This is a genomic window from Aliiruegeria haliotis, assembly GCF_003003255.1.
Classification (GTDB): domain Bacteria; phylum Pseudomonadota; class Alphaproteobacteria; order Rhodobacterales; family Rhodobacteraceae; genus Tropicimonas; species Tropicimonas haliotis.
This window is the reverse complement of the sequence record NZ_PVTD01000002.1, coordinates 511,146-529,224: the sequence shown is the minus strand read 5'-3', so window position 1 is coordinate 529,224 and position 18,079 is coordinate 511,146. Positions and strand designations below refer to the sequence as shown.

Sequence of the window (18,079 nt, the reverse complement as noted above, 5' to 3'; positions counted from 1 at the left end):
GGCCCCGGTCAGGTTCAGAACTTGCAATCGCCGGCGTAGGCGTCGGCGTGGTCGGCGAGGCCGGTGGCAATGATCTTGTTGGTGTAGACATCGCCTTCCTTGATCACCTCACGGACGTAGATGTCCTGGATCGGGTGATGGTTCGGGCCGAACTTGAAGGCACCGCGCACACTGTCGAACTCGGCGGCCGCGAGGGCGGCGCGGAAAGCGTCCGCATCGGCAACGTCGGCCTTGGCTGCGGCGGAGATCAAAAGGTTCGCCGTGTCATAGCCCTGGCTGGCATAGAGCGACGGCAGGCGACCATACTCGGCCTGGAATCCTTCCACGAAGGCTGCATTCGCAGGATTGTCGATGTCCTTGGACCACTGCGAGGTGTTCTTCACCCCGAGTGCCGCTTCTCCGACAGCTTGCAGAATGCCCTGGTCGAAGCTGAAGGCCGGGCCGACGACGGGCAGATCCACGCCGGACTGGGCATATTGCTTGAGGAAGGCAATCCCCATGCCACCGGGCAGGAAGAAAAACACGCTGTCGGCGCCGGATGCGCGGATCTGGGCGATTTCCGCGGCATAGTCGGTCTGGCCGAGCTTGGTGTAGATCTCGCCGGCCAGGTCCCCGTCGTAGAACCGCTTGTAGCCGGTCAGCGCATCCTTCCCGGCGGGGTAGTTGGGCGCCAGGATGAAGGAGTTCTTGTAGCCGGTGTCCTTGGCATAGGCACCGGCGGCCTCGTGCAGATTGTCGTTCTGCCAGGCCACGTTGAAGTAGTTCTCGTGGCAGCCCTTTCCGGCAAGCGCCGAGGGGCCGGCATTGGGTGACAGGTAGAACTTGCCCTGCGCCGTCGCCGCCGGCACCACCGCCATGGCGAGGTTGGACCAGATGATGCCGGTGAGCACGTCGACCTGCTCCGACTGGATCAACTTGTCTGCGAGTTGAACGGCCACGTCGGGCTTGCGCTGGTCATCCTCGATCACCAGTTCGATATTGTCCGCGCCTGCCTGTTTGAGCGCCAGCTCGAAGCCGTCGCGGACGTCGATGCCGAGCCCCGCGCCGCCGCCAGACAGCGTTGTGATCATGCCGACCTTGACGTCGCCCGCCTGCGCAGAGGCGCCGGCGAACAGGGCCGCAGCGCAGGCTGCGGTCAGAATTCCGACCTTTTTCATGTTTGTCTCCCGTTGGGTTCGTTTTTGGTTTTTTGTACGGGCCTCAGAATGCCCGGAATGTCATCGTGGTCAATGTCCGTTGGATATTGGGAATGCTTGCGACATTGGCATTGATGAAATGGCCGACATCCGCGTCCTCGGGAATGTAGAGCTTGAGCAGCAGGTCGTATTCCCCGCTGGTGGAATACAGCTCGGAGTGGATTTCCTTCAGCGCGATGGCATCGGCGACCTCGTAGGTGGTGCCGGGCGCACAGCGGATCTGAATGAAGACACATTGGCTCATGGCGGGGCTCCCTGGATGCGTTGTCCCACAATCGCCGAAAGCGGGCCGAGCGCAAGGGGGGACCCGCGCCGGGCGGCCACGGTCCGGGACGTTGCGGCAGCATCCAGTCCGGTGCGGCGGAAAAGCCTTGGTGTGCCATCGATATTCGGAGTAGGCATCGCAGCCAGAGTGTTGCGCACCAGCGGTGCGCCCGATGTCCATCCGGGAGGTTCAGTACGTCATGCTCGACAAAGCACATGCAAACACGCCCGAAACCGCACGCGCCAAACCGGCGTCGCTTGTCTGGGAAGACCCCTTCCTGCTGGAAGAGCAGTTGAGCGAAGAGGAGCGGATGATCCGCGATGCCGCCCATGCCTATTGCCAGGACGGCTTGGCCAGCCGCGTGATCGACGCGAACCGCAACGAGGTTTTCGACCGCGAGATCATGACCGAGCTTGGCGCGCTTGGCCTTCTTGGGTCGACCATTCCTGAGGAATATGGCGGGGCGGGGGTGAACTATACCTCCTACGGGCTGGTTGCACGGGAGGTCGAACGGGTCGATTCCGGCTATCGCTCCGCAATGTCGGTGCAGTCTTCGCTCGTGATGCACCCGATCTTTGCCTATGGCACCGAGGAACAGCGCAAGAGGTTCCTGCCCGAACTCGCGACCGGCGAGATGATCGGGTGTTTCGGTCTGACCGAGCCAGACCACGGCTCGGACCCGGGATCCATGGTCACCCGCGCGAAGCCCGTTGACGGCGGCTACCTCGTGTCGGGCGCGAAGAACTGGATCACCAACTCTCCCATCGCCGATATCTGTGTGGTCTGGGCGAAATCCGATGCACATGACGGCAAGATCAAGGGCTTCCTGCTGGAGCGTGGGATGAAGGGGCTGGAGACCCCGAAAATCGAGGGCAAGTTCAGCTTGCGGGCCTCCGTGACCGGGATGATCCAGATGGACGAGGTGTTCGTGCCGGAGGAGAACTTGCTGCCGGAGGCTCAGGGGCTGGCCGGGCCATTTGGCTGCCTCAACCGTGCGCGGTACGGCATCGCCTGGGGCGCGCTCGGCGCGGCCGAGTTTTGCTGGCATACCGCGCGGCAATACACGCTCGATCGCAAGCAGTTCGGTCGCCCGCTGGCCGCGACGCAACTGATTCAGAAGAAGCTGGCCGATATGCAGACCGAAATCGCGCTGGGCCTTCAGGGCGTGCTGCGGCTCGGTCGGCTGATGGACGACCATCGTGCCCCGGCGGAGCTGGTTTCCATGATGAAGCGCAACAATTGCGGCAAGTCGCTTGCCATCGCGCGAGAGGCTCGCGACATGCTGGGCGGCAACGGCGTGTCCGATGAATATGGCGTGATCCGGCACGTCATGAACCTGGAGGCCGTGAATACCTACGAGGGGACACATGATGTCCACGCGCTCATCCTCGGGCGGGCTCAGACCGGGTTGCAGGCTTTCCAGTAGTCATACCACACGCTGTGCCCGTTCTCTTCGAAAGATGGGGAGGGCACAGCGTTTGGCCGGATGGCGTTTTACCCTCCCCTGATCCTCGCGGTGTTACGATGCATGGATGGTATTTCCAGTGTTGTCCACTGTGAGCGTGCGTCGAATTCAAGCGGTGTAATGCATTGAAAAACTTGTGATATGCCTTTTGCCTGACCTGGGGTGAACCGGCGCACGCAAAGCCGAAGCGGGGACGCTGCCAAAGCCCAATGTGCCCGGACGCCCGGCAGGCAGGCAGGGATCGATTTGCTTTTCCCGCCGAAGACCCTACAAATCGCCAACATGGGTTGGCCATGCTGACCGCGACCAAGATCTGCCACAAATGGCGACAGACCCCGGGGGACACATGGTGACAGCGCATTCGGATGTGACGCTTGCCCTGATTGCGGCTCTACCATTCATAGGCGCGCTTTTCCCCGGGTTGATGATCCGCGCCGGACGCGACGCCTGCGCGCTATCTGCCGGCTGGGCCACGCTCTCGGCCCTGATACTCCTGCTGACGTTGTCGCCGAGTGTCTTTGCGGGGGAGGCGGTGGTCTTTCACATCGACTGGCTGCCGATGCTGGGGCTCAATGCGAATTTCCTGCTAGACGGGCTCGGGTTTCTCTTTGCCTGCATGATCCTCGGGATCGGTCTGCTGATCATCCTTTACGCGCGGTTCTACCTCGATCGCGATGATCCGATCGGACAGTTCTACACCTACCTTATGCTGTTCCAGGGGGCGATGCTCGGGATCGTGCTCAGCGACAACATCCTGCTGATGGTGGTGTTCTGGGAACTGACGTCGCTGTCCTCTTTCCTGTTGATCGGCTACTGGAAACATACGGTTGCCGGACGACAGGGCGCGCGCATGGCCCTTGCGGTGACTGGCATGGGCGGGCTTGCCCTGATCGGTGGTGTGCTGCTGCTGGGCAGCATCGTCGGCAGCTATGACCTGACCGACATCCTGCACCAGCGCGAGGAAATCCAGGCCTCGCCGCTCTACATCCCTGCGTTGATCCTGATCCTGCTCGGGGCTTTCACGAAGTCCGCGCAATTCCCGTTCCACTTCTGGCTGCCACATGCCATGGCGGCTCCGACGCCGGTGTCCGCCTACCTGCATTCCGCCACGATGGTGAAGGCCGGGCTCTTCCTGATGGCGCGGCTCTGGCCGGTTCTTTCGGGAACCGATGCATGGTTCTACATCGTCGGCACAACCGGCCTGGTGACGATGCTGGTCGGCGCCTGGATCGCGATCTTCAAGGATGACATCAAGGCGCTGCTGGCCTTTTCCACCGTCAGCCACCTCGGATTCATCACCATGCTGCTGGGGTTCGGCACCACGACCGCGGCGACGGCGGCGGTGTTCCACATCATGAATCACACGATCTTCAAGGCGGCGCTCTTCATGACGGCCGGGATTGTCGATCACGAGACGCACACCCGTTCCATCAAGCGGCTCGGCGGGCTGCGCCACCTGATGCCGATCACGGCCACCATCGCCATCATCACCTCGCTTTCCATGGCTGGGCTGCCGTTCTTCAACGGTTTCTTGTCGAAGGAGCTGATGCTGGAGGAGGCCGTCCATACCGTCTGGGCCGGCAACCCGTTCCTGGTGCCGGTGCTGGCGACCCTTGGCGGCCTGCTTTCGGCGACCTATTCCTTCCGCTATATCGCCCATGTCTTCCTCGGACCGGAACGGCAGGACTACCCCAGTCATCCACATGATCCGCCCTTCGGGATGTACATCGCGCCGGCGTTGCTGGCAGCGATGGTGATCGTCATCGGGATTGTACCGCAGGCGACCGTCGGGCCCTTCCTTCAGGTTGTGGCCGATGCCGTCACCGGGGAGCACCTGCACCTTCACAAGCTCAAGATCTGGCACGGCTTCACTCCGGCACTTGGGATGAGCGTGATCGCGACGCTCGGTGGTCTGGCCCTGATCGCCTCCTACCCGGCCCTGGAGCGTTTCTGGGCCCGTCTGCCGCATCCGGATGCGAAGGCCATGTTTGACAACGTCGTCGATGGCACGACCGCTGCCGCGGCCCGCCTATCGGCAAACCTTCACAACGGGCGGATCACCAAGTACGTGGCGATCTTCGGTGTTGCGACGATCGCGGCCGGGATCTACGCGTTTTTGCAGGGCGAGCACATGGCCGGCACGCGCGATCTGCTGCCCGTCACGATCGTCGACGTGGTCGGGGCCGTGCTGCTCTGCGCGTCGACGATCGCCATCGTGAACTACCACCGGTCGCGCCTTCTGACGCTGGTGCTGATCGGAATCAACGGGCTGATCGTTTCCGTCGTGTTCGTTCGGCTCTCCGCACCGGACCTCGCGCTGACCCAGGTCACGGTCGAGGTCGTTACACTGATCCTGCTGCTGCTGGCGCTGCACTTCCTGCCCAAGCAAACGCCACGCGAAAGCGGCCTCAGCCGACGCATGCGGGACCTCAGCATCGCGAGCGTGGCCGGACTTGCCGTCGGCGCGCTGGCCTACGCGCTGATGACGCGGGATTTCACGACCATCTCGGACTATTACTGGACCAATGCCAAGCCCGGCGGTGGTGGCACCAATGTCGTCAACGTGATCCTTGTGGACTTCCGGGGCTACGATACTTTCGGCGAGATCATCGTACTCGGGATCGCGGCGCTCACCATTTACGCGCTGGAGGAGGCGCTGATGGAGGGCAAGGCCTCCCGCAGGCTGATCAACTGGGTCCACGACAGCGTCTATTCCAAGGACCGGCATCCGCTGATGATGGTGGTTGCGACCCGGCTGATGATGCCGATCTCGCTCATGGTTGGCGTCTATATCTTCCTGCGCGGGCATAATATGCCGGGTGGCGGGTTCATTGCCGGGCTGGTCGTCGCCATCGCGCTGCTGATGCAATACATGGCCTCGGGCTTTGCGTGGGCGCAGGAGCGGCAGCGCATTCCCTATCACAGTTTCATCGGCTGGGGCGTGCTGATCGCCGCCATCACGGGGGTTGGGGCATGGTTTGCCAGCCGTCCGTTCCTGACAAGCTGGTATGGCTATTTCCATTTCCCGCCAATCGAGGAGTTCGAGCTCGCGACCGCAATGGCCTTCGACCTCGGCGTTTTCCTGACGGTCGTGGGCGCGGTGATGCTGGCGCTTTATTGCCTCAGCCGGATCGCGCGGCGCACAGGTGAGACGGTGAACATTGCCCCAATGGACTACGACCCCTCGGCGCCCGAGCGGGAAGAGGAGCAGATCTGACATGGAACTCCTGATGGCAATCCTGATCGGGCTACAAACCGCAGGCGGACTTTACCTCGTGATGCGGCGGCGGACCTTCTCCGTGATAGTCGGAACGGCGTTGATGACCTACGCGGTCAACCTGTTCCTCTTCGCAAGCGGACGGCTGGCATTCAACATGCCGCCGATCTACTCGAAATATGCGGAGGGCTATACCGACCCGCTGCCACAGGCGCTGGTGCTGACAGCGATCGTGATCTCCTTCGGGATGACCGCGGTGGCGGTGATGATCGCACTGGGGGCTTATCTCGAATCCGACACCGACCATATCGACATGCGACGTGACCCGATGGATCTCGACCCTGACGAGATCGCGCCGGAGGACGACGATTTCTACATGCCGGGCCTGCAACGGCCGAAGGGAGACCACGGATGAACCATTGGATCATCTTCCCGGTCATCCTGCCGGCGATGTTCGCCCCGGTGATGGCCATGGCAATGCGCCACGACCTGCTGTTGCAGCGGGTGTTTTCCATCGCCGGAACGGTCGCGATGATGATGATCTCCATCGGGCTCTTCATTTCGACGCTTGATGGCAGCATCGAGGTCTATACCCTCGGAAATTGGGAGGCGCCTTTCGGGATCGTCCTCGTGCTCGACCGGCTGTCCGCGACGATGCTGGTGCTGTCGTCGCTGCTTGCCTTCGGTGTCGTGCTCTATGCCATCGGTTCAAGCTGGGACAGCCGGGGGCGCCACTTCCACCCGCTGTTCGCTTTCCAGATGATGGGGGTCAACGGGGCTTTCCTGACGGGTGACGCCTTCAACCTCTTCGTTTTCTTCGAGGTTCTGCTGATCGCCTCCTACGGCCTCATGATCCATGCCGGCGGTGCGATGCGGCTGCGATCCGGTCTGCAATACGTGGTGATGAACCTCGTCGGCTCGACGCTGTTCCTCTTTGCCATGGGGACGCTCTACGCGGTGCTGGGCACTCTTAACATGGCCGACATGGCGGTCAAGGCGCGTGGACTGGCGCCCGGAGACCAGGGGCTGCTGCTGGTTGGCGCGATGCTTCTGCTCATCGTGTTTTCGATCAAGGCGGCGGCCTTCCCGGTCCAGTTCTGGCTTCCGGCGACCTATTCCAATGCCGCCCCGCCGGTGGCGGCGCTCTTTGCCATCATGACCAAGGTCGGCGCCTACGCGATCATCCGCGTCTACACGCTGATCTTCGGGGCCGATACCGTGGGCACCGTCTTCACCGACCTGCTGTTGCCCGTCGCGCTGGTGACGCTTTGTGTCGGTGCCATCGGCGTTCTTGGCTCGCGCCAGTTGCCGCGGCAGGTGTCCTTCGCAGTGCTGGCGTCGATGGGGACGCTGTTGCTCGCGATATCGCTGGACACGGAGCAGGCGACGACGGCGGCGCTCTACTACATGGTGCATTCCACCTTTGCCGCCGGGGCCATGTTCGTGATCCTCGACATGATCCGGCAAAGCCAGGGCAACACGGAGCAGGCACCGGGCGGACTTGTCACCTCGCTCTTCTTCGTTGCCGCCATTGCCATGGCCGGCATGCCGCCGCTTTCGGGGTTCGTGGGCAAGCTGCTGATCCTCGACGCCAGCCGGACCGACGCCTGGATGCCATGGATCTGGGCCGTGATCCTGGTAACATCGCTGATGACCATCGTGGGGTTCGCATTGCGAGGCAGCCGCTACATGTGGAAGCCGCTCGACCCGAACTTCACCTTCCCGGAGAACCTCGACGAGGAGGGCCTGCCCATTGCCGCGGCCCGCATTCCCGGGCTTGCGGTGACGGCGGCCTGCATCCCTCTCGGGTTGCTTGTCGTGCTGACCATACTGGCCGGGCCTGTCGCCGAGATGATGCGGGAAACGGCGGTCCAGCTGCGTGACACCGCCGGCTACATCACCGCAGTTCTTGGCCCGCAGGGAGGGAGCTGAGCCATGCTGAACCGCATCCTCAACCGGATTTTCCCTCACCCGCAGCTGACGTTCTTCCTGCTGTTCATCTGGCTTCTGCTGGTCAATACGGTGACCGTCGGAAACGTCGTTCTGGGGTTGGTGCTTGGGCTCGCGATCCCTGCCATCACGCAGCCGTTCTGGCCGAACCGGCCCAAGGTGCGGCGCCCGCTCAAGGCCGCCGCCTATATCCTGCTGGTGCTCTGGGACATCTGCGTGGCCAACTGGACGGTGGCAAAGATCATCCTGTTCAAGTCCAACGCCAACACGCACAGCCGCTGGATCACCGTGCCGCTCGACGTGACCTCGCCAGAAGCAATCACGATTCTCGCCGGCACCATCACCATGACGCCGGGCACGTTGACGGCAATGCTCTCCGCCGATGCCCGCCACCTGTTGGTGCATTGCCTCGATGTCGACGACCCGGACGCGGTCCGCGACGAGATCAAGTCCCGATACGAACGCAGGCTGATGGAGATCTTCGAATGATTACCTACGCGCTCTACTTCGCCGTGATCTGCTTCTCGCTGGGGTTGCTGATGAACATCTGGCGAATTCGTTTCGCGCCAGGGGTTGTCGATCGGATCCTGGCGCTGGACACGATGGTCATCAACGCCATCGCGCTGATCAACATCTACGGCATCCTGGAAGGGACGGCGATCTACTTCGAGGTTTCGCTTCTGATTGCCATGTTCGGCTTCGTTTCTACCGTCGCCTACTGCCGCTTCATCCTGCGCGGCAACATCATCGAGTGAGGAGTATCCAATGAACCTGATCGCGGAAATCGTCATCTCCTTCCTGCTCGTGGTTGCCGGAACCTTCGGATTCCTCGGGTCATTCGGGCTGATCAAGTTCAATGACACGATGCGACGATTGCATGCCCCCACCAAGGCGACGACGCTTGGAGTGGGCGGGATCCTGATCGCCTCGATGCTCTACTTCGCGATCTTTCTCGAAGACGTCTCTTTGCACGAATTGCTGATCACGGCCTTCCTGTTCATCACCGCGCCGATCACAGCGAATTTCGTCGCCAAGGCGCATATGCATCGCGACGTGAAGGAACGTGAGCTGCCGCAGCCGGAGGGCGAATGCGGTTGGGCAGGCTATGACGAGGTCGGGGACGAAGCGCAGCCGATCGATACCAAGTAGGCAGCTGCAGCCCGCCCGCCCGCCGGTCGCAGCCATATCCCGGGCTTGATGGAGTCAATTGGCGTGACGTCGCGCTACCTTGGTGCCGTCGGCAAGGCCGGGCGCCGGATAAAGGATGATCTGCTCTGCTTCTGTGAGCCCGGACGTAACCGCGCCCTCGATGCCGTTTGATCGTTCGAGCGTCACCTTGCGCAGCCGTGCCGTGCCGTCCTCCACCGTGAAGGCGGCCCAGCCGCCGTTCTGGCGGAAGAGCGCCGAGGCGGGAACGATGGTGGCGTTCTGCTTTTCCCAGACGACAATGCGCACCTCGACCCGGAAGCCGTGGCCGAGCGCGGCGCGGGTCTCGGGCGGGTCGGTGAGCTTGATGCGGGCGTTGACCCGCTGTTCCTCCACGCCAAGCGCGGAATACTTGGTGAACCCCAAGGGATCGACGCGGATGACCTCGCCTGCGAGGGTCTGCGCGCCGCCCCACTTGTCGATGATCACCCTGTCGCCGACCTTCACCTGAACGGCATCGGTGGACAGAAGCTCGACCACGACCTCCAGATCATCCTCGATATTGCCGATCTCCATGATCGGCGTGCCGACGGGCAGGGTCGTCTCGCTTTTCTGCATGACCTGCAGGATGCGGCCGGTGGCCGGGGCAAAGAGCGGCGTGGCCTTCTCCGTGGTGATCTGAAGTGCGGTGGCAAACCCCTGGTCGTCGAAGCCGATGAGTTGGGCGCGGGCGTTGTCGACCTCGGCCTCGCGCATGGCAATGGCGGCCTCGGCGGTGTCGAGCGTTGCCTGCGCGGCCCTTGCGCTGCCTTCCGCGCGCTCCAGCGCCGCTTGCGATACGGTGCCACTGTCGGCCAGCCGCTTGGCGCGTTCGAGGTCGGACTGGGCGAGGTCGTTGTCGGCCGTGGCCTTGTTAAGATCGGCACGGGCCACCCGCAGGGCAGCCTCGGCGGCGGTCACGGCGGCACGTGCCTGTTCCCGTGTGCGCACGTCAAGAGCGGCGGGGTTCGTCGGCAGCATATGCGCCACGACAGTTATGCCGCGTTCCACCACGTCGCCGGGCTCGACGGTGACCCGCAACAGGCGCCCCGTGACGGGGGTGGAGACGACGTAGGGCTCATGCACGCGGGTGCGGGCCTCTTCGTCGATGGTGACGGTCAGGGTGCCCGTTCGCACCTCGGCAATGTCGACCAGCACGGGACGCGGCCAGAAAGCGAAGGCGAGCGCGCCGGCAATTGCGGCGAGGACGAGGACGGTCAGGAGCCTGCGGTTGCGCTTTTTCTGGGCCATGGGTCACTCTCTCGTCTTCAGGGCTTCGACCAGTGGCAGGCGGTCGAGGTCGCGTTTCACGATCCATCCCGACATCACGGCCGCAAACAACACGGCCAACGTCGCCGTGCCGACCGTTCTGGCGTCGAACATCAGCGGAATGGAATAGACTTCGGTGGAAAAGGCGGCGGAGACGGCTGCCGACATGCCGTATCCGAAAAGCGCCCCCAGTGGCAGCGCGGCAAGTGTCACCGCGGCCAGCTCCCCAAGGAGCACAAAGGCCGTCTCGCCGCGGGAAAACCCGATCACGCGTAGACTTGCGAGATCGCGGGCCCGTTCGGCATAGGCAATTCGGGCCGCGTTGAAGACGATGCCGAAGGTGACGATACCGGCGATGGCGAGCATGATGAAGCGCATCATGCCGGCGCCTTCGTCCATCACCTTCTGGATCGCCTGCCGCATGTCGGACTTCAGCGAGATCCCGGCGACGGAGGGCATGTCCTTGACGGCCTCGAAGACACTTTCCTCGCTGTCACTGTCCAGCCGCAGGAATGCACCGGAGACGCGGCCGGGTTCGCGCAGCGCGCGGTTGAGCGCATCGATCTGCATGTAGGTGGGTGAACCGAGCAGGGAATCCGCGACCGCCGCGACCGGGATCTGCAACACCGGGCGGCGACCCTCCCGAACATCCACGGTGATCGTGTCACCAACCTCGGCGTCCAGCACACGGGCAAGCGTGCTCGACAGCACGATGCCGTCATCGGGCAGGGGCAGCGCGCGTTGCTCCGCATCAAGGGCGCGGTTGAGCCGGGGGGCAGCGGTCAGCCCATTGATCGCCCCGCGATGGCTCAGCGTCCCATTGCGCAGCTGCACCGAGACGTAGCGGATCGGTTCCACTTCCAGCACGCCGGGCAGCCGCGCGAGTTCATAGATCACCTTGTCTGACTTGGCCTCGACGAAACTCACCTGCGCGTCGGACCGGTCGACAACGCCGAAGGCAAGGTCGATAGTCTGGTTGAAGCCGGTGAACACGCCGATCATGCCCACAGACAGCCCCATGCCGGCCGCGATCCCGAGGGCCGCACCCGCCATGCGCCCGGGCTGCCGCCGGATGCGGCGCAGGACCATCCGGCCGGGTTGGTCGAGCAGTCGTCTGGCCCAGCCATTGGACCCACCCGTGCCTGTGTAGTCGGCCGGCGCTGGCGGCCGCATGGCCACGGCAGGTGTGAGCCGGAAAACCCCGCGCAGCACGCCGAAGGCGCCGGCTGAGGCCGCCATAACCGAGATCATCAGGCCGAGCACGAAGCTGCGTGGATCAAGCTGGAAGACGAGGAACGGGAACTTGTAGTAGGCCTGATAGACGCCGGACAGCGCGCGGCCCGCCGCGATCCCGCCCAGCGACCCCACGACGGCCCCCCCGATGGCGATCACGAGGATCATCTTGAGGTAGTGGCCTGATACCTCGGCTCCCGAGTAGCCGAAGGCCTTCAGAAGTCCGATCTGCTCCCGCTCCGCCTGCACGATGCGGCTGATGACGATGTAGAGCAGGAAGGCGGATACGCCGAGAAAGAGGGGCGGCACGGCGACCGTGTTCTTTCGCAGACCGGAGATTTCTTCTTCTATGAAGAAGTTCGACACCTGGTCCCTGAGCCCGTAGGCGCCCAGCCCGCCCTGTGGGTCCAACACCCTGTCCACGGCTTCCAGAACCGGCTCCAGCTGCGCGCCGCGCTCCAGCCCGATAAGCGCCTCGTTGAAGGCGCCGCGCATGTCGTAGGCCGCCCCGAGCGCATCCCGGCTCATCCAGATCACCGCGAAGCGGGTATCGTCGGGCACCAACTCACCAGGGGCCGTCGTATAGAGGAACTCCGGGCACTGCGCGAGGCCGGTGATCACGAAGGATCGCCGGCTGCCATGCATGGTGGCAGAGAGCCGGTCTCCCGGCGATAGACCGCGCGCCTCCGCGAAACCCTTGAGGAGCAACACTTCTTCGGCCCGGTCGGGATCGGGCATCCGACCGGATGTGAGGAATATGTCGTTGAGCCGCGCAATGCCGTGGGAGGGCAGGGATACGGCCTGCGCGCGCACCGGGATGATCTCGTCCTCCAGATCGATCAACGCCATGCCAGTGACGCGCCCCTCTACCACGGCAACGCCGGGCAGTGCCTCCAGCCGGGCCAGCACCCGATCGGGCGCACGCGCCACCGGCGCGAATACGTCGGCCAGTCGGTAGCGTTCGTAATATGCCTGCCGCGTCTGTTCGAGCGTGTTCACAAGCCCGGTCATCATCACCAGCATCAGCACGCCAAGCCCGACCACTGCACCGATCGCAACCGCCTGGCCGCGGATCCGCCAGAGGTCCCGCAACAGCTTGCGGTCGAGAGGTGCGAGCAGGCTCACCAGGCGATCTCCTCCGGCATGAGGCGGGTCTCGTTGATCTCCACGGTGCGAATACTGCCATCGGCAAAGCGGATCACCCGATGCGCCATCGCGGCCGTGTTGGCGGCGTGCGTGACCATGAGGACCGTTGTTCCAAGGGCCTCGTTCACGTCTTTCAGCACCTTCAGGACCGCCCGGCCTGTCGTGCTGTCCAGTGCGCCGGTTGGTTCGTCGCAGAACAGTACGTCGGGTTGCTTGGCAACAGCGCGGGCGATGGCGACCCGCTGCTGTTCGCCACCGGAAAGCTGCGCAGGGAAGTGATGCCTGCGCTCGCCCAGCCCGACAAGGTCGAGTGCCTTGCCCGGTGCCATGGGATTGCGCGCGATCTCGGTGACCAGTTCCACGTTCTCCTCGGCTGTCAACGACGGCATGAGGTTGTAGAACTGGAACACGAAGCCGACGTGGTTGCGGCGATAGAGGGTGAGTTCGCTGTCGCTCATCGCGGTCAGTTCGCGATCCCGGAAATGGGCGGTTCCGGTACTGGCGCGGTCGAGACCGCCGAGGATGTTCAGAAGCGTCGACTTGCCGGACCCGGAGGCGCCAAGCAGCACCACCAACTCTCCCGGTGGGAGCTCAAGATCGACTCCGCGCAGCGCGTGAACAGCCGCCTCTCCCTCGCCATAGGTCTTGGTCAACCCCCTCGTGCGAAATGCGGGCGCGGGTGTTTCGGCTGGCGCAGACATGACCGGACCTCCTGTTTTCAGAGGTATGGTCTCGGCGTCGTTCAGACAAGCGGCAAGCGCGGGCATTTCGTCCCGCCGCAGTGGCTCCGGGGGCCGGGATGGTGCCGAAGCGCGACTGCACGCGCGGTCTCGTGGCCCGCGATGTCAGATCTGCACGATCGCAAGGTGCGCGTTCTCTGTGCCCAGAACCGCCGACCGGTGGCCGGAGCCCGTGGTGTCCGTGCAGCGAATGACATCTCCGGGACGGACCTCACGCGCTTCGCCGTCGCCGGCTTCGAACCGCATCCGGCCTTCAAGGCAGATCACGAACTGCGGCTGGGGGGAGGGGTGCATCTCGCCCGTCCAGCCCGGCGGCAGGGTCAGGAACAGCACCCGCCGGGCCGTCTCTGCCTCGGACAGGTAGAGTGCCGGAGCCGGGGGAGCGAAATCCGCCAGCGTCATGGCAAGCTCCGCATCGGAGAAATGAGAGGTGCCGTCTGCATCTTCGGTCAACAGTATTTGCCGCATGCCATCACCCACCGCAGGCTTTGAGAAACCGCTCGCCCAGCACGAGGTCCCAGCCCTCGTCGTAGTTGGCCAGCGAGGCCTCCGCGCCGGGGCCGAGGTTCTCGAAACCACTGTGGACGAGCCCGAGCACCGTTTCGTCGCCGCGTTGAGAGAACGTGACCTCGACCTGTGTTGCTTGCGCGCGCTCGCGACCGACGTACCAGTCGAAGGCGATGCGGCGCACCGGATCCCAGGCCGTGAACGTGCCCCACTCGGCCTCAGCGGCGTCGTGGCGGATCTCGACGATCCGTCCGCCCAGGCGTGGCTCGGCCCGCACCGACAGCGGCAGCTTGCCTTCAAGGGCCGAAAGCGAATGCGACTCCAGCGGCCACCAATCCCCAAGCTCTTCGGCGAACAGCCGGAAGGCAACCTCGGCGGGCAGCGGCAGAACATAGGTCTTTCTCAGGGCGGGCAGGGTTTCTGGCACGTCGTCACTCCGTTTTCCATGGCGTGGGCGGGTTTGACCAATTCGTCGGCACGGCAACATTCGCGAAACCGTGATTTCGCAGTGCCGGAAACCTTTCGGCAAGACCACGCGGTTAGACGGTCCGAGAGAACCGGGCGGCGGAATTGCAGGATACCTAGGGTAAGGCGTGGAGTGGGGCGATGTCAAACCCGGCGTCCGACCCGGTGTGCCTGCCGTGCCCTTGCAACCCCCACGGGTCGACACTACGACTCTAGGACAATTTCAGCGGCGAGCGTGCAAGCGACCGCCCCCATCCCGAGGCAGTACCCCATGCGTGATCCCCACGAGACCTATATGAACCTCGTCCCGATGGTCGTCGAGCAGACCAGTCGCGGCGAGCGCGCCTACGATATTTTCTCGCGCCTGCTCAAGGAGCGGATCGTTTTCGTCAACGGTCCCGTCCATGACGGGATGAGCCAGCTTATCGTCGCCCAGTTGCTGCACCTCGAAGCGGAGAACCCTTCGAAAGAGATCTCCATGTACATCAACTCGCCCGGTGGCGTGGTGACCTCCGGGCTGTCGATCTATGACACGATGCAGTACATCCGGCCGAAGGTCTCGACCCTCGTGGTTGGGCAGGCTGCCTCCATGGGCTCGCTGCTGCTGACCGCCGGGGAGCCCGGCATGCGGTTCTCGCTGCCCAACAGCCGGATCATGGTCCACCAGCCCTCCGGCGGATACCAGGGGCAGGCGACGGATATCATGATCCACGCCCAGGAAACGCAGAAGTTGAAGGACCGGCTCAACAATATCTACGTCAAGCACACCGGGCAGACCCTCAAGAAGGTCGAGGCCGCGCTGGAGCGCGACAACTTCATGTCGGCGGAGGATGCCAAGGAATGGGGATTGATCGACGAGATCGTCGAGAGCCGCAAGACAGCCGAGGATAGCGCGGAGAGCTGAGGCGGCGCAGGAGGGCACCGGGATGGCAATCGCCACCCCGGCACCCGCATCCATTTCGGCATTGTGCCCCGCGGGGGGCTGTCCTAATCTTGGTAGAGCGGCGTGCCCGGAGCGGACGCCGACGATGGCCGACGTATCGGCAGGCACAGCGGGCCCAGGGCCCTAGAGGATTGGCATGGCGAATTCATCCGGTGGTGACAGCAAGAACACGCTCTACTGCTCCTTCTGTGGAAAGAGTCAGCACGAGGTTCGCAAGCTGATCGCAGGCCCGACCGTGTTCATCTGCGACGAATGCGTCGAACTCTGCATGGACATCATCCGGGAGGAGACTAAGTCGGCAGGGCTCAAGGCGTCTGACGGCGTTCCTACTCCGAAGGAAATCTGCGAGGTTCTTGACGACTATGTGATCGGGCAGGGACGGGCCAAGCGCGTTCTCTCGGTCGCGGTGCACAACCACTACAAGCGTCTGAACCACGCCTCGAAATCCTCCGATATCGAGTTGCAGAAATCGAATATCCTGCTGATCGGCCCGACGGGCTGCGGCAAGACTTACCTCGCCCAGACGCTCGCGCGCATCCTCGACGTGCCCTTCACCATGGCCGATGCGACGACGCTGACAGAGGCGGGATACGTGGGCGAGGATGTCGAGAATATCATTCTCAAGCTGCTTCAGGCCTCCGAATACAACGTGGAGCGGGCGCAGCGCGGCATCGTCTATATCGATGAGGTCGACAAGATCACCCGCAAGTCCGACAACCCCTCGATCACCCGGGACGTCTCCGGGGAGGGTGTTCAGCAGGCTCTGCTGAAGATCATGGAAGGCACCGTCGCCTCCGTGCCGCCGCAGGGCGGCCGCAAGCATCCACAGCAGGAGTTCCTGCAGGTCGACACGACGAACATCCTGTTCATCTGTGGCGGCGCATTTGCCGGACTGGACAAGATCATTTCTCAGCGGGGCAAGGGGTCTGCCATCGGCTTCGGCGCCGATGTGAAGGACGAAGGAAACCAGGATATCGGTGAACTCTTCACCCAGCTGGAGCCTGAAGACCTTCTGAAATTTGGATTGATCCCGGAATTCGTCGGCCGCCTACCGGTGATCGCGACCTTGGAGAACCTCGACGAGGACGCGCTGGTGACCATCCTGACCCAGCCCAAGAACGCCATCGTCAAGCAATACCAGCGGTTGTTCGAGCTCGAAGACACGGAACTGGCCTTCACCGACGATGCCCTGCGCGCCATTGCGCGCCGCGCCATCGAGCGGAAGACCGGCGCCCGCGGTCTGCGCTCGATCATGGAAGACATCCTGCTCGACACGATGTTCGACCTCCCGGGTCTGGAAGGTGTGGAGGAAGTGGTTGTCAACGAAGAGGCCGTGGCCTCCGAGTCGCAACCGCTGCTGATCTATTCCGAGGAGAGCAAAGGCGCGACGGCGGGCTGATCTTCGCTGGATAGCCACGCCCGGGATACAGTCGGGAACGGGAGCCTCCGGGCTCCCTTTTTCTTGCCGTCAGCCAGAGCCAAACCGCTGTTTCCCGAACGCCATGTCGGTATGGTTCAACTGCACGAGGGCAGGAGGACAGGATGACCCGCACGACCATTTCCACCGGATCGCCATTCGAGGAACGGATCGGATACTCCCGGGCGGTGCTCTGCGATGGCTGGATTTTCGTCGCCGGCACCACGGGCTACGATTATGCGACCATGACCATGCCGCAGGCGGTCGAAGACCAATGCGCCAATGCGATCAAGACCATCGCCGGGGCGCTGGCCGAAGCTGGCGCGAGCCTCGATGACGTGGTGCGGGTCCGCTATATCCTGCCGAATCCGGAAGACTGGCCTGCCTGCTGGCCCGTGACCCGCGAGGCGTTTGCGCGCGCGAAGCCAGCCGCGACCATGTTCTCGGCGGGCTTGCAGGAAGCAGAAATGAAGATCGAAATCGAGGTGACGGCGCGGGCGCCGCAGTCGTGAAGCCGCCGTTGGGCCTCTTTGCGGCGGTTGACGCTGGCACCGGCGAAACCCATCTCCCCTTGCGGCGAAAACAATCTGCGTGCGGACTGCGCGGCCCTGTCTCTGGACCTCCGCGCGCTCTTGGTCCATACCGGAGGCCGACACGCATCCGGAGGCATTCATGGGCATCCTGAACTCGGTGCTTCGCGCCCTCATCTGGTGGGACGGGCAGACTTACGGCACCCAGCTGTTCACTTCTCGTCATGGTGAGAAGGTGGGCGAGGACGATGCCGGTAATATCTATTACCGGAACGAAGATGACAGCAAACGCTGGGTCATCTTCGATGGCGAGATCGAGGCCACCCGCATTCCGCCGGAGTGGCATGGCTGGCTGCACAAGACCTTCGACGAACCGCCGACGGAACGCCCGTTCGTGCACAAGGACTGGGAGAAGCCGCACCAGGAGAACCTGTCGGGTTCGGCGCGGAGCTATGTGCCCGCCGGGTCCATCCGGCGGACCGACCCGGTTGAGCGTAGCGACTACGAAGCCTGGTCGCCGGAATAATTCGCACCCGATCCCGAAACGTTGC

The 18,079-nt window shown here is 63.5% G+C and carries 18 protein-coding genes; 11 read left to right on the top strand and 7 right to left on the bottom strand.

Features of this window, described 5'->3' with window-relative positions; all coding sequences use genetic code 11:
• Positions 1 to 14: 14 nt before the first annotated feature.
• Both CLV78_RS07805 and CLV78_RS07800 read right to left on the bottom strand, forming a co-directional pair.
• Entirely contained in the window at positions 15 to 1,157 is a 1,143-nt protein-coding gene (locus CLV78_RS07805) for an ABC transporter substrate-binding protein (RefSeq protein ID WP_106204218.1), read from the bottom strand.
• Between the two features lie 43 nt (positions 1,158 to 1,200).
• Positions 1,201 to 1,440 (bottom strand): Lrp/AsnC ligand binding domain-containing protein, encoded by a 240-nt coding sequence (locus tag CLV78_RS07800; protein WP_106204217.1) that lies wholly within the window; start codon positions 1,438 to 1,440, stop codon positions 1,201 to 1,203.
• 220 nt (positions 1,441 to 1,660) lie between these two features.
• Here CLV78_RS07800 and CLV78_RS07795 point away from each other — a divergent pair, with 220 nt between their 5' ends.
• The 7 genes from CLV78_RS07795 to CLV78_RS07765 all read left to right on the top strand — a co-directional run bounded on the left by CLV78_RS07795 (position 1,661) and on the right by CLV78_RS07765 (position 9,242).
• On the top strand, positions 1,661 to 2,887 hold the full coding sequence (locus CLV78_RS07795) for an acyl-CoA dehydrogenase (RefSeq protein WP_106204216.1): 1,227 nt from the start codon (positions 1,661 to 1,663) through the stop codon (positions 2,885 to 2,887).
• Between the two features lie 361 nt (positions 2,888 to 3,248).
• A complete protein-coding gene (locus CLV78_RS07790) occupies positions 3,249 to 6,143 on the top strand; it encodes a monovalent cation/H+ antiporter subunit A (protein WP_245924872.1) in 2,895 nt (964 codons plus the stop codon).
• A gap of 1 nt (position 6,144) precedes the next feature.
• Positions 6,145 to 6,558: a Na+/H+ antiporter subunit C gene (locus CLV78_RS07785; protein WP_106204215.1), complete on the top strand. Its 414-nt coding sequence runs from the start codon at positions 6,145 to 6,147 to the stop codon at positions 6,556 to 6,558.
• Positions 6,555 to 8,075: a monovalent cation/H+ antiporter subunit D gene (locus CLV78_RS07780; protein ID WP_106204214.1), complete on the top strand. Its 1,521-nt coding sequence runs from the start codon at positions 6,555 to 6,557 to the stop codon at positions 8,073 to 8,075. The genes CLV78_RS07785 and CLV78_RS07780 overlap by 4 nt, the downstream gene beginning before the upstream one ends.
• A 15-nt stretch (positions 8,076 to 8,090) precedes the next feature.
• Positions 8,091 to 8,582, top strand: coding sequence for a Na+/H+ antiporter subunit E (locus CLV78_RS07775; RefSeq protein WP_106204503.1), 492 nt, complete (start codon positions 8,091 to 8,093; stop codon positions 8,580 to 8,582).
• A complete protein-coding gene (locus CLV78_RS07770; protein ID WP_106204213.1) occupies positions 8,579 to 8,848 on the top strand; it encodes a K+/H+ antiporter subunit F in 270 nt (89 codons plus the stop codon). Before CLV78_RS07775 ends, CLV78_RS07770 begins: the two co-directional genes overlap by 4 nt.
• 10 nt (positions 8,849 to 8,858) lie before the next feature.
• On the top strand, positions 8,859 to 9,242 hold the full coding sequence (locus CLV78_RS07765; RefSeq protein ID WP_106204212.1) for a Na+/H+ antiporter subunit G: 384 nt from the start codon (positions 8,859 to 8,861) through the stop codon (positions 9,240 to 9,242).
• Positions 9,243 to 9,296: 54 nt separating this feature from the next.
• Here the strand turns inward: CLV78_RS07765 and CLV78_RS07760 are convergent, their stop codons facing one another.
• The 5 genes from CLV78_RS07760 to CLV78_RS07740 form a co-directional block, all read right to left on the bottom strand.
• Positions 9,297 to 10,529: an efflux RND transporter periplasmic adaptor subunit gene (locus tag CLV78_RS07760; protein ID WP_106204211.1), complete on the bottom strand. Its 1,233-nt coding sequence runs from the start codon at positions 10,527 to 10,529 to the stop codon at positions 9,297 to 9,299.
• Between the two features lie 3 nt (positions 10,530 to 10,532).
• Complete coding sequence (locus CLV78_RS07755; protein ID WP_245924871.1) at positions 10,533 to 12,905, bottom strand: ABC transporter permease; 2,373 nt, start codon at positions 12,903 to 12,905, stop codon at positions 10,533 to 10,535.
• A complete protein-coding gene (locus tag CLV78_RS07750; RefSeq protein WP_106204210.1) occupies positions 12,902 to 13,627 on the bottom strand; it encodes an ABC transporter ATP-binding protein in 726 nt (241 codons plus the stop codon). Before CLV78_RS07750 ends, CLV78_RS07755 begins: the two co-directional genes overlap by 4 nt.
• A 144-nt stretch (positions 13,628 to 13,771) precedes the next feature.
• A complete protein-coding gene (locus CLV78_RS07745) occupies positions 13,772 to 14,134 on the bottom strand; it encodes a cupin domain-containing protein (RefSeq protein WP_106204209.1) in 363 nt (120 codons plus the stop codon).
• Between the two features lie 4 nt (positions 14,135 to 14,138).
• The gene (locus CLV78_RS07740) at positions 14,139 to 14,600 is read right to left on the bottom strand and encodes an SRPBCC domain-containing protein (protein ID WP_158263475.1); all 462 of its coding nucleotides are present in this window, start codon (positions 14,598 to 14,600) and stop codon (positions 14,139 to 14,141) included.
• 309 nt (positions 14,601 to 14,909) lie between these two features.
• Here CLV78_RS07740 and CLV78_RS07735 point away from each other — a divergent pair, with 309 nt between their 5' ends.
• The 4 genes from CLV78_RS07735 (at position 14,910) to CLV78_RS07720 (ending at position 18,054) form a co-directional block, all read left to right on the top strand.
• Complete coding sequence (locus CLV78_RS07735; RefSeq protein WP_106204207.1) at positions 14,910 to 15,542, top strand: ATP-dependent Clp protease proteolytic subunit; 633 nt, start codon at positions 14,910 to 14,912, stop codon at positions 15,540 to 15,542.
• Between the two features lie 175 nt (positions 15,543 to 15,717).
• Entirely contained in the window at positions 15,718 to 16,980 is a 1,263-nt protein-coding gene (gene clpX, locus CLV78_RS07730) for an ATP-dependent Clp protease ATP-binding subunit ClpX (protein ID WP_106204206.1), read from the top strand.
• Between the two features lie 143 nt (positions 16,981 to 17,123).
• The gene (locus CLV78_RS07725) at positions 17,124 to 17,510 is read left to right on the top strand and encodes a RidA family protein (protein WP_106204205.1); all 387 of its coding nucleotides are present in this window, start codon (positions 17,124 to 17,126) and stop codon (positions 17,508 to 17,510) included.
• Positions 17,511 to 17,670: 160 nt separating this feature from the next.
• Entirely contained in the window at positions 17,671 to 18,054 is a 384-nt protein-coding gene (locus tag CLV78_RS07720; protein WP_106204204.1) for an NADH:ubiquinone oxidoreductase subunit NDUFA12, read from the top strand.
• Positions 18,055 to 18,079: the final 25 nt, after the last annotated feature.

What these genes read in the sequence shown, in the direction of transcription:
- CLV78_RS07805 (WP_106204218.1), bottom strand. Translation starts at nt 1,157, where the DNA reads ATGAAAAAGGTCGGAATTCTGACCGCAGCCTGCGCTGCGGCCCTGTTC.
- CLV78_RS07800 (WP_106204217.1), bottom strand. Translation starts at nt 1,440, where the DNA reads ATGAGCCAATGTGTCTTCATTCAGATCCGCTGTGCGCCCGGCACCACC.
- CLV78_RS07795 (WP_106204216.1), top strand. Translation starts at nt 1,661, where the DNA reads ATGCTCGACAAAGCACATGCAAACACGCCCGAAACCGCACGCGCCAAA.
- CLV78_RS07790 (WP_245924872.1), top strand. Translation starts at nt 3,249, where the DNA reads ATGGCGACAGACCCCGGGGGACACATGGTGACAGCGCATTCGGATGTG.
- CLV78_RS07785 (WP_106204215.1), top strand. Translation starts at nt 6,145, where the DNA reads ATGGAACTCCTGATGGCAATCCTGATCGGGCTACAAACCGCAGGCGGA.
- CLV78_RS07780 (WP_106204214.1), top strand. Translation starts at nt 6,555, where the DNA reads ATGAACCATTGGATCATCTTCCCGGTCATCCTGCCGGCGATGTTCGCC.
- CLV78_RS07770 (WP_106204213.1), top strand. Translation starts at nt 8,579, where the DNA reads ATGATTACCTACGCGCTCTACTTCGCCGTGATCTGCTTCTCGCTGGGG.
- CLV78_RS07765 (WP_106204212.1), top strand. Translation starts at nt 8,859, where the DNA reads ATGAACCTGATCGCGGAAATCGTCATCTCCTTCCTGCTCGTGGTTGCC.
- CLV78_RS07760 (WP_106204211.1), bottom strand. Translation starts at nt 10,529, where the DNA reads ATGGCCCAGAAAAAGCGCAACCGCAGGCTCCTGACCGTCCTCGTCCTC.
- CLV78_RS07750 (WP_106204210.1), bottom strand. Translation starts at nt 13,627, where the DNA reads ATGTCTGCGCCAGCCGAAACACCCGCGCCCGCATTTCGCACGAGGGGG.
- CLV78_RS07745 (WP_106204209.1), bottom strand. Translation starts at nt 14,134, where the DNA reads ATGCGGCAAATACTGTTGACCGAAGATGCAGACGGCACCTCTCATTTC.
- CLV78_RS07735 (WP_106204207.1), top strand. Translation starts at nt 14,910, where the DNA reads ATGCGTGATCCCCACGAGACCTATATGAACCTCGTCCCGATGGTCGTC.
- clpX (WP_106204206.1), top strand. Translation starts at nt 15,718, where the DNA reads ATGGCGAATTCATCCGGTGGTGACAGCAAGAACACGCTCTACTGCTCC.
- CLV78_RS07725 (WP_106204205.1), top strand. Translation starts at nt 17,124, where the DNA reads ATGACCCGCACGACCATTTCCACCGGATCGCCATTCGAGGAACGGATC.
- CLV78_RS07720 (WP_106204204.1), top strand. Translation starts at nt 17,671, where the DNA reads ATGGGCATCCTGAACTCGGTGCTTCGCGCCCTCATCTGGTGGGACGGG.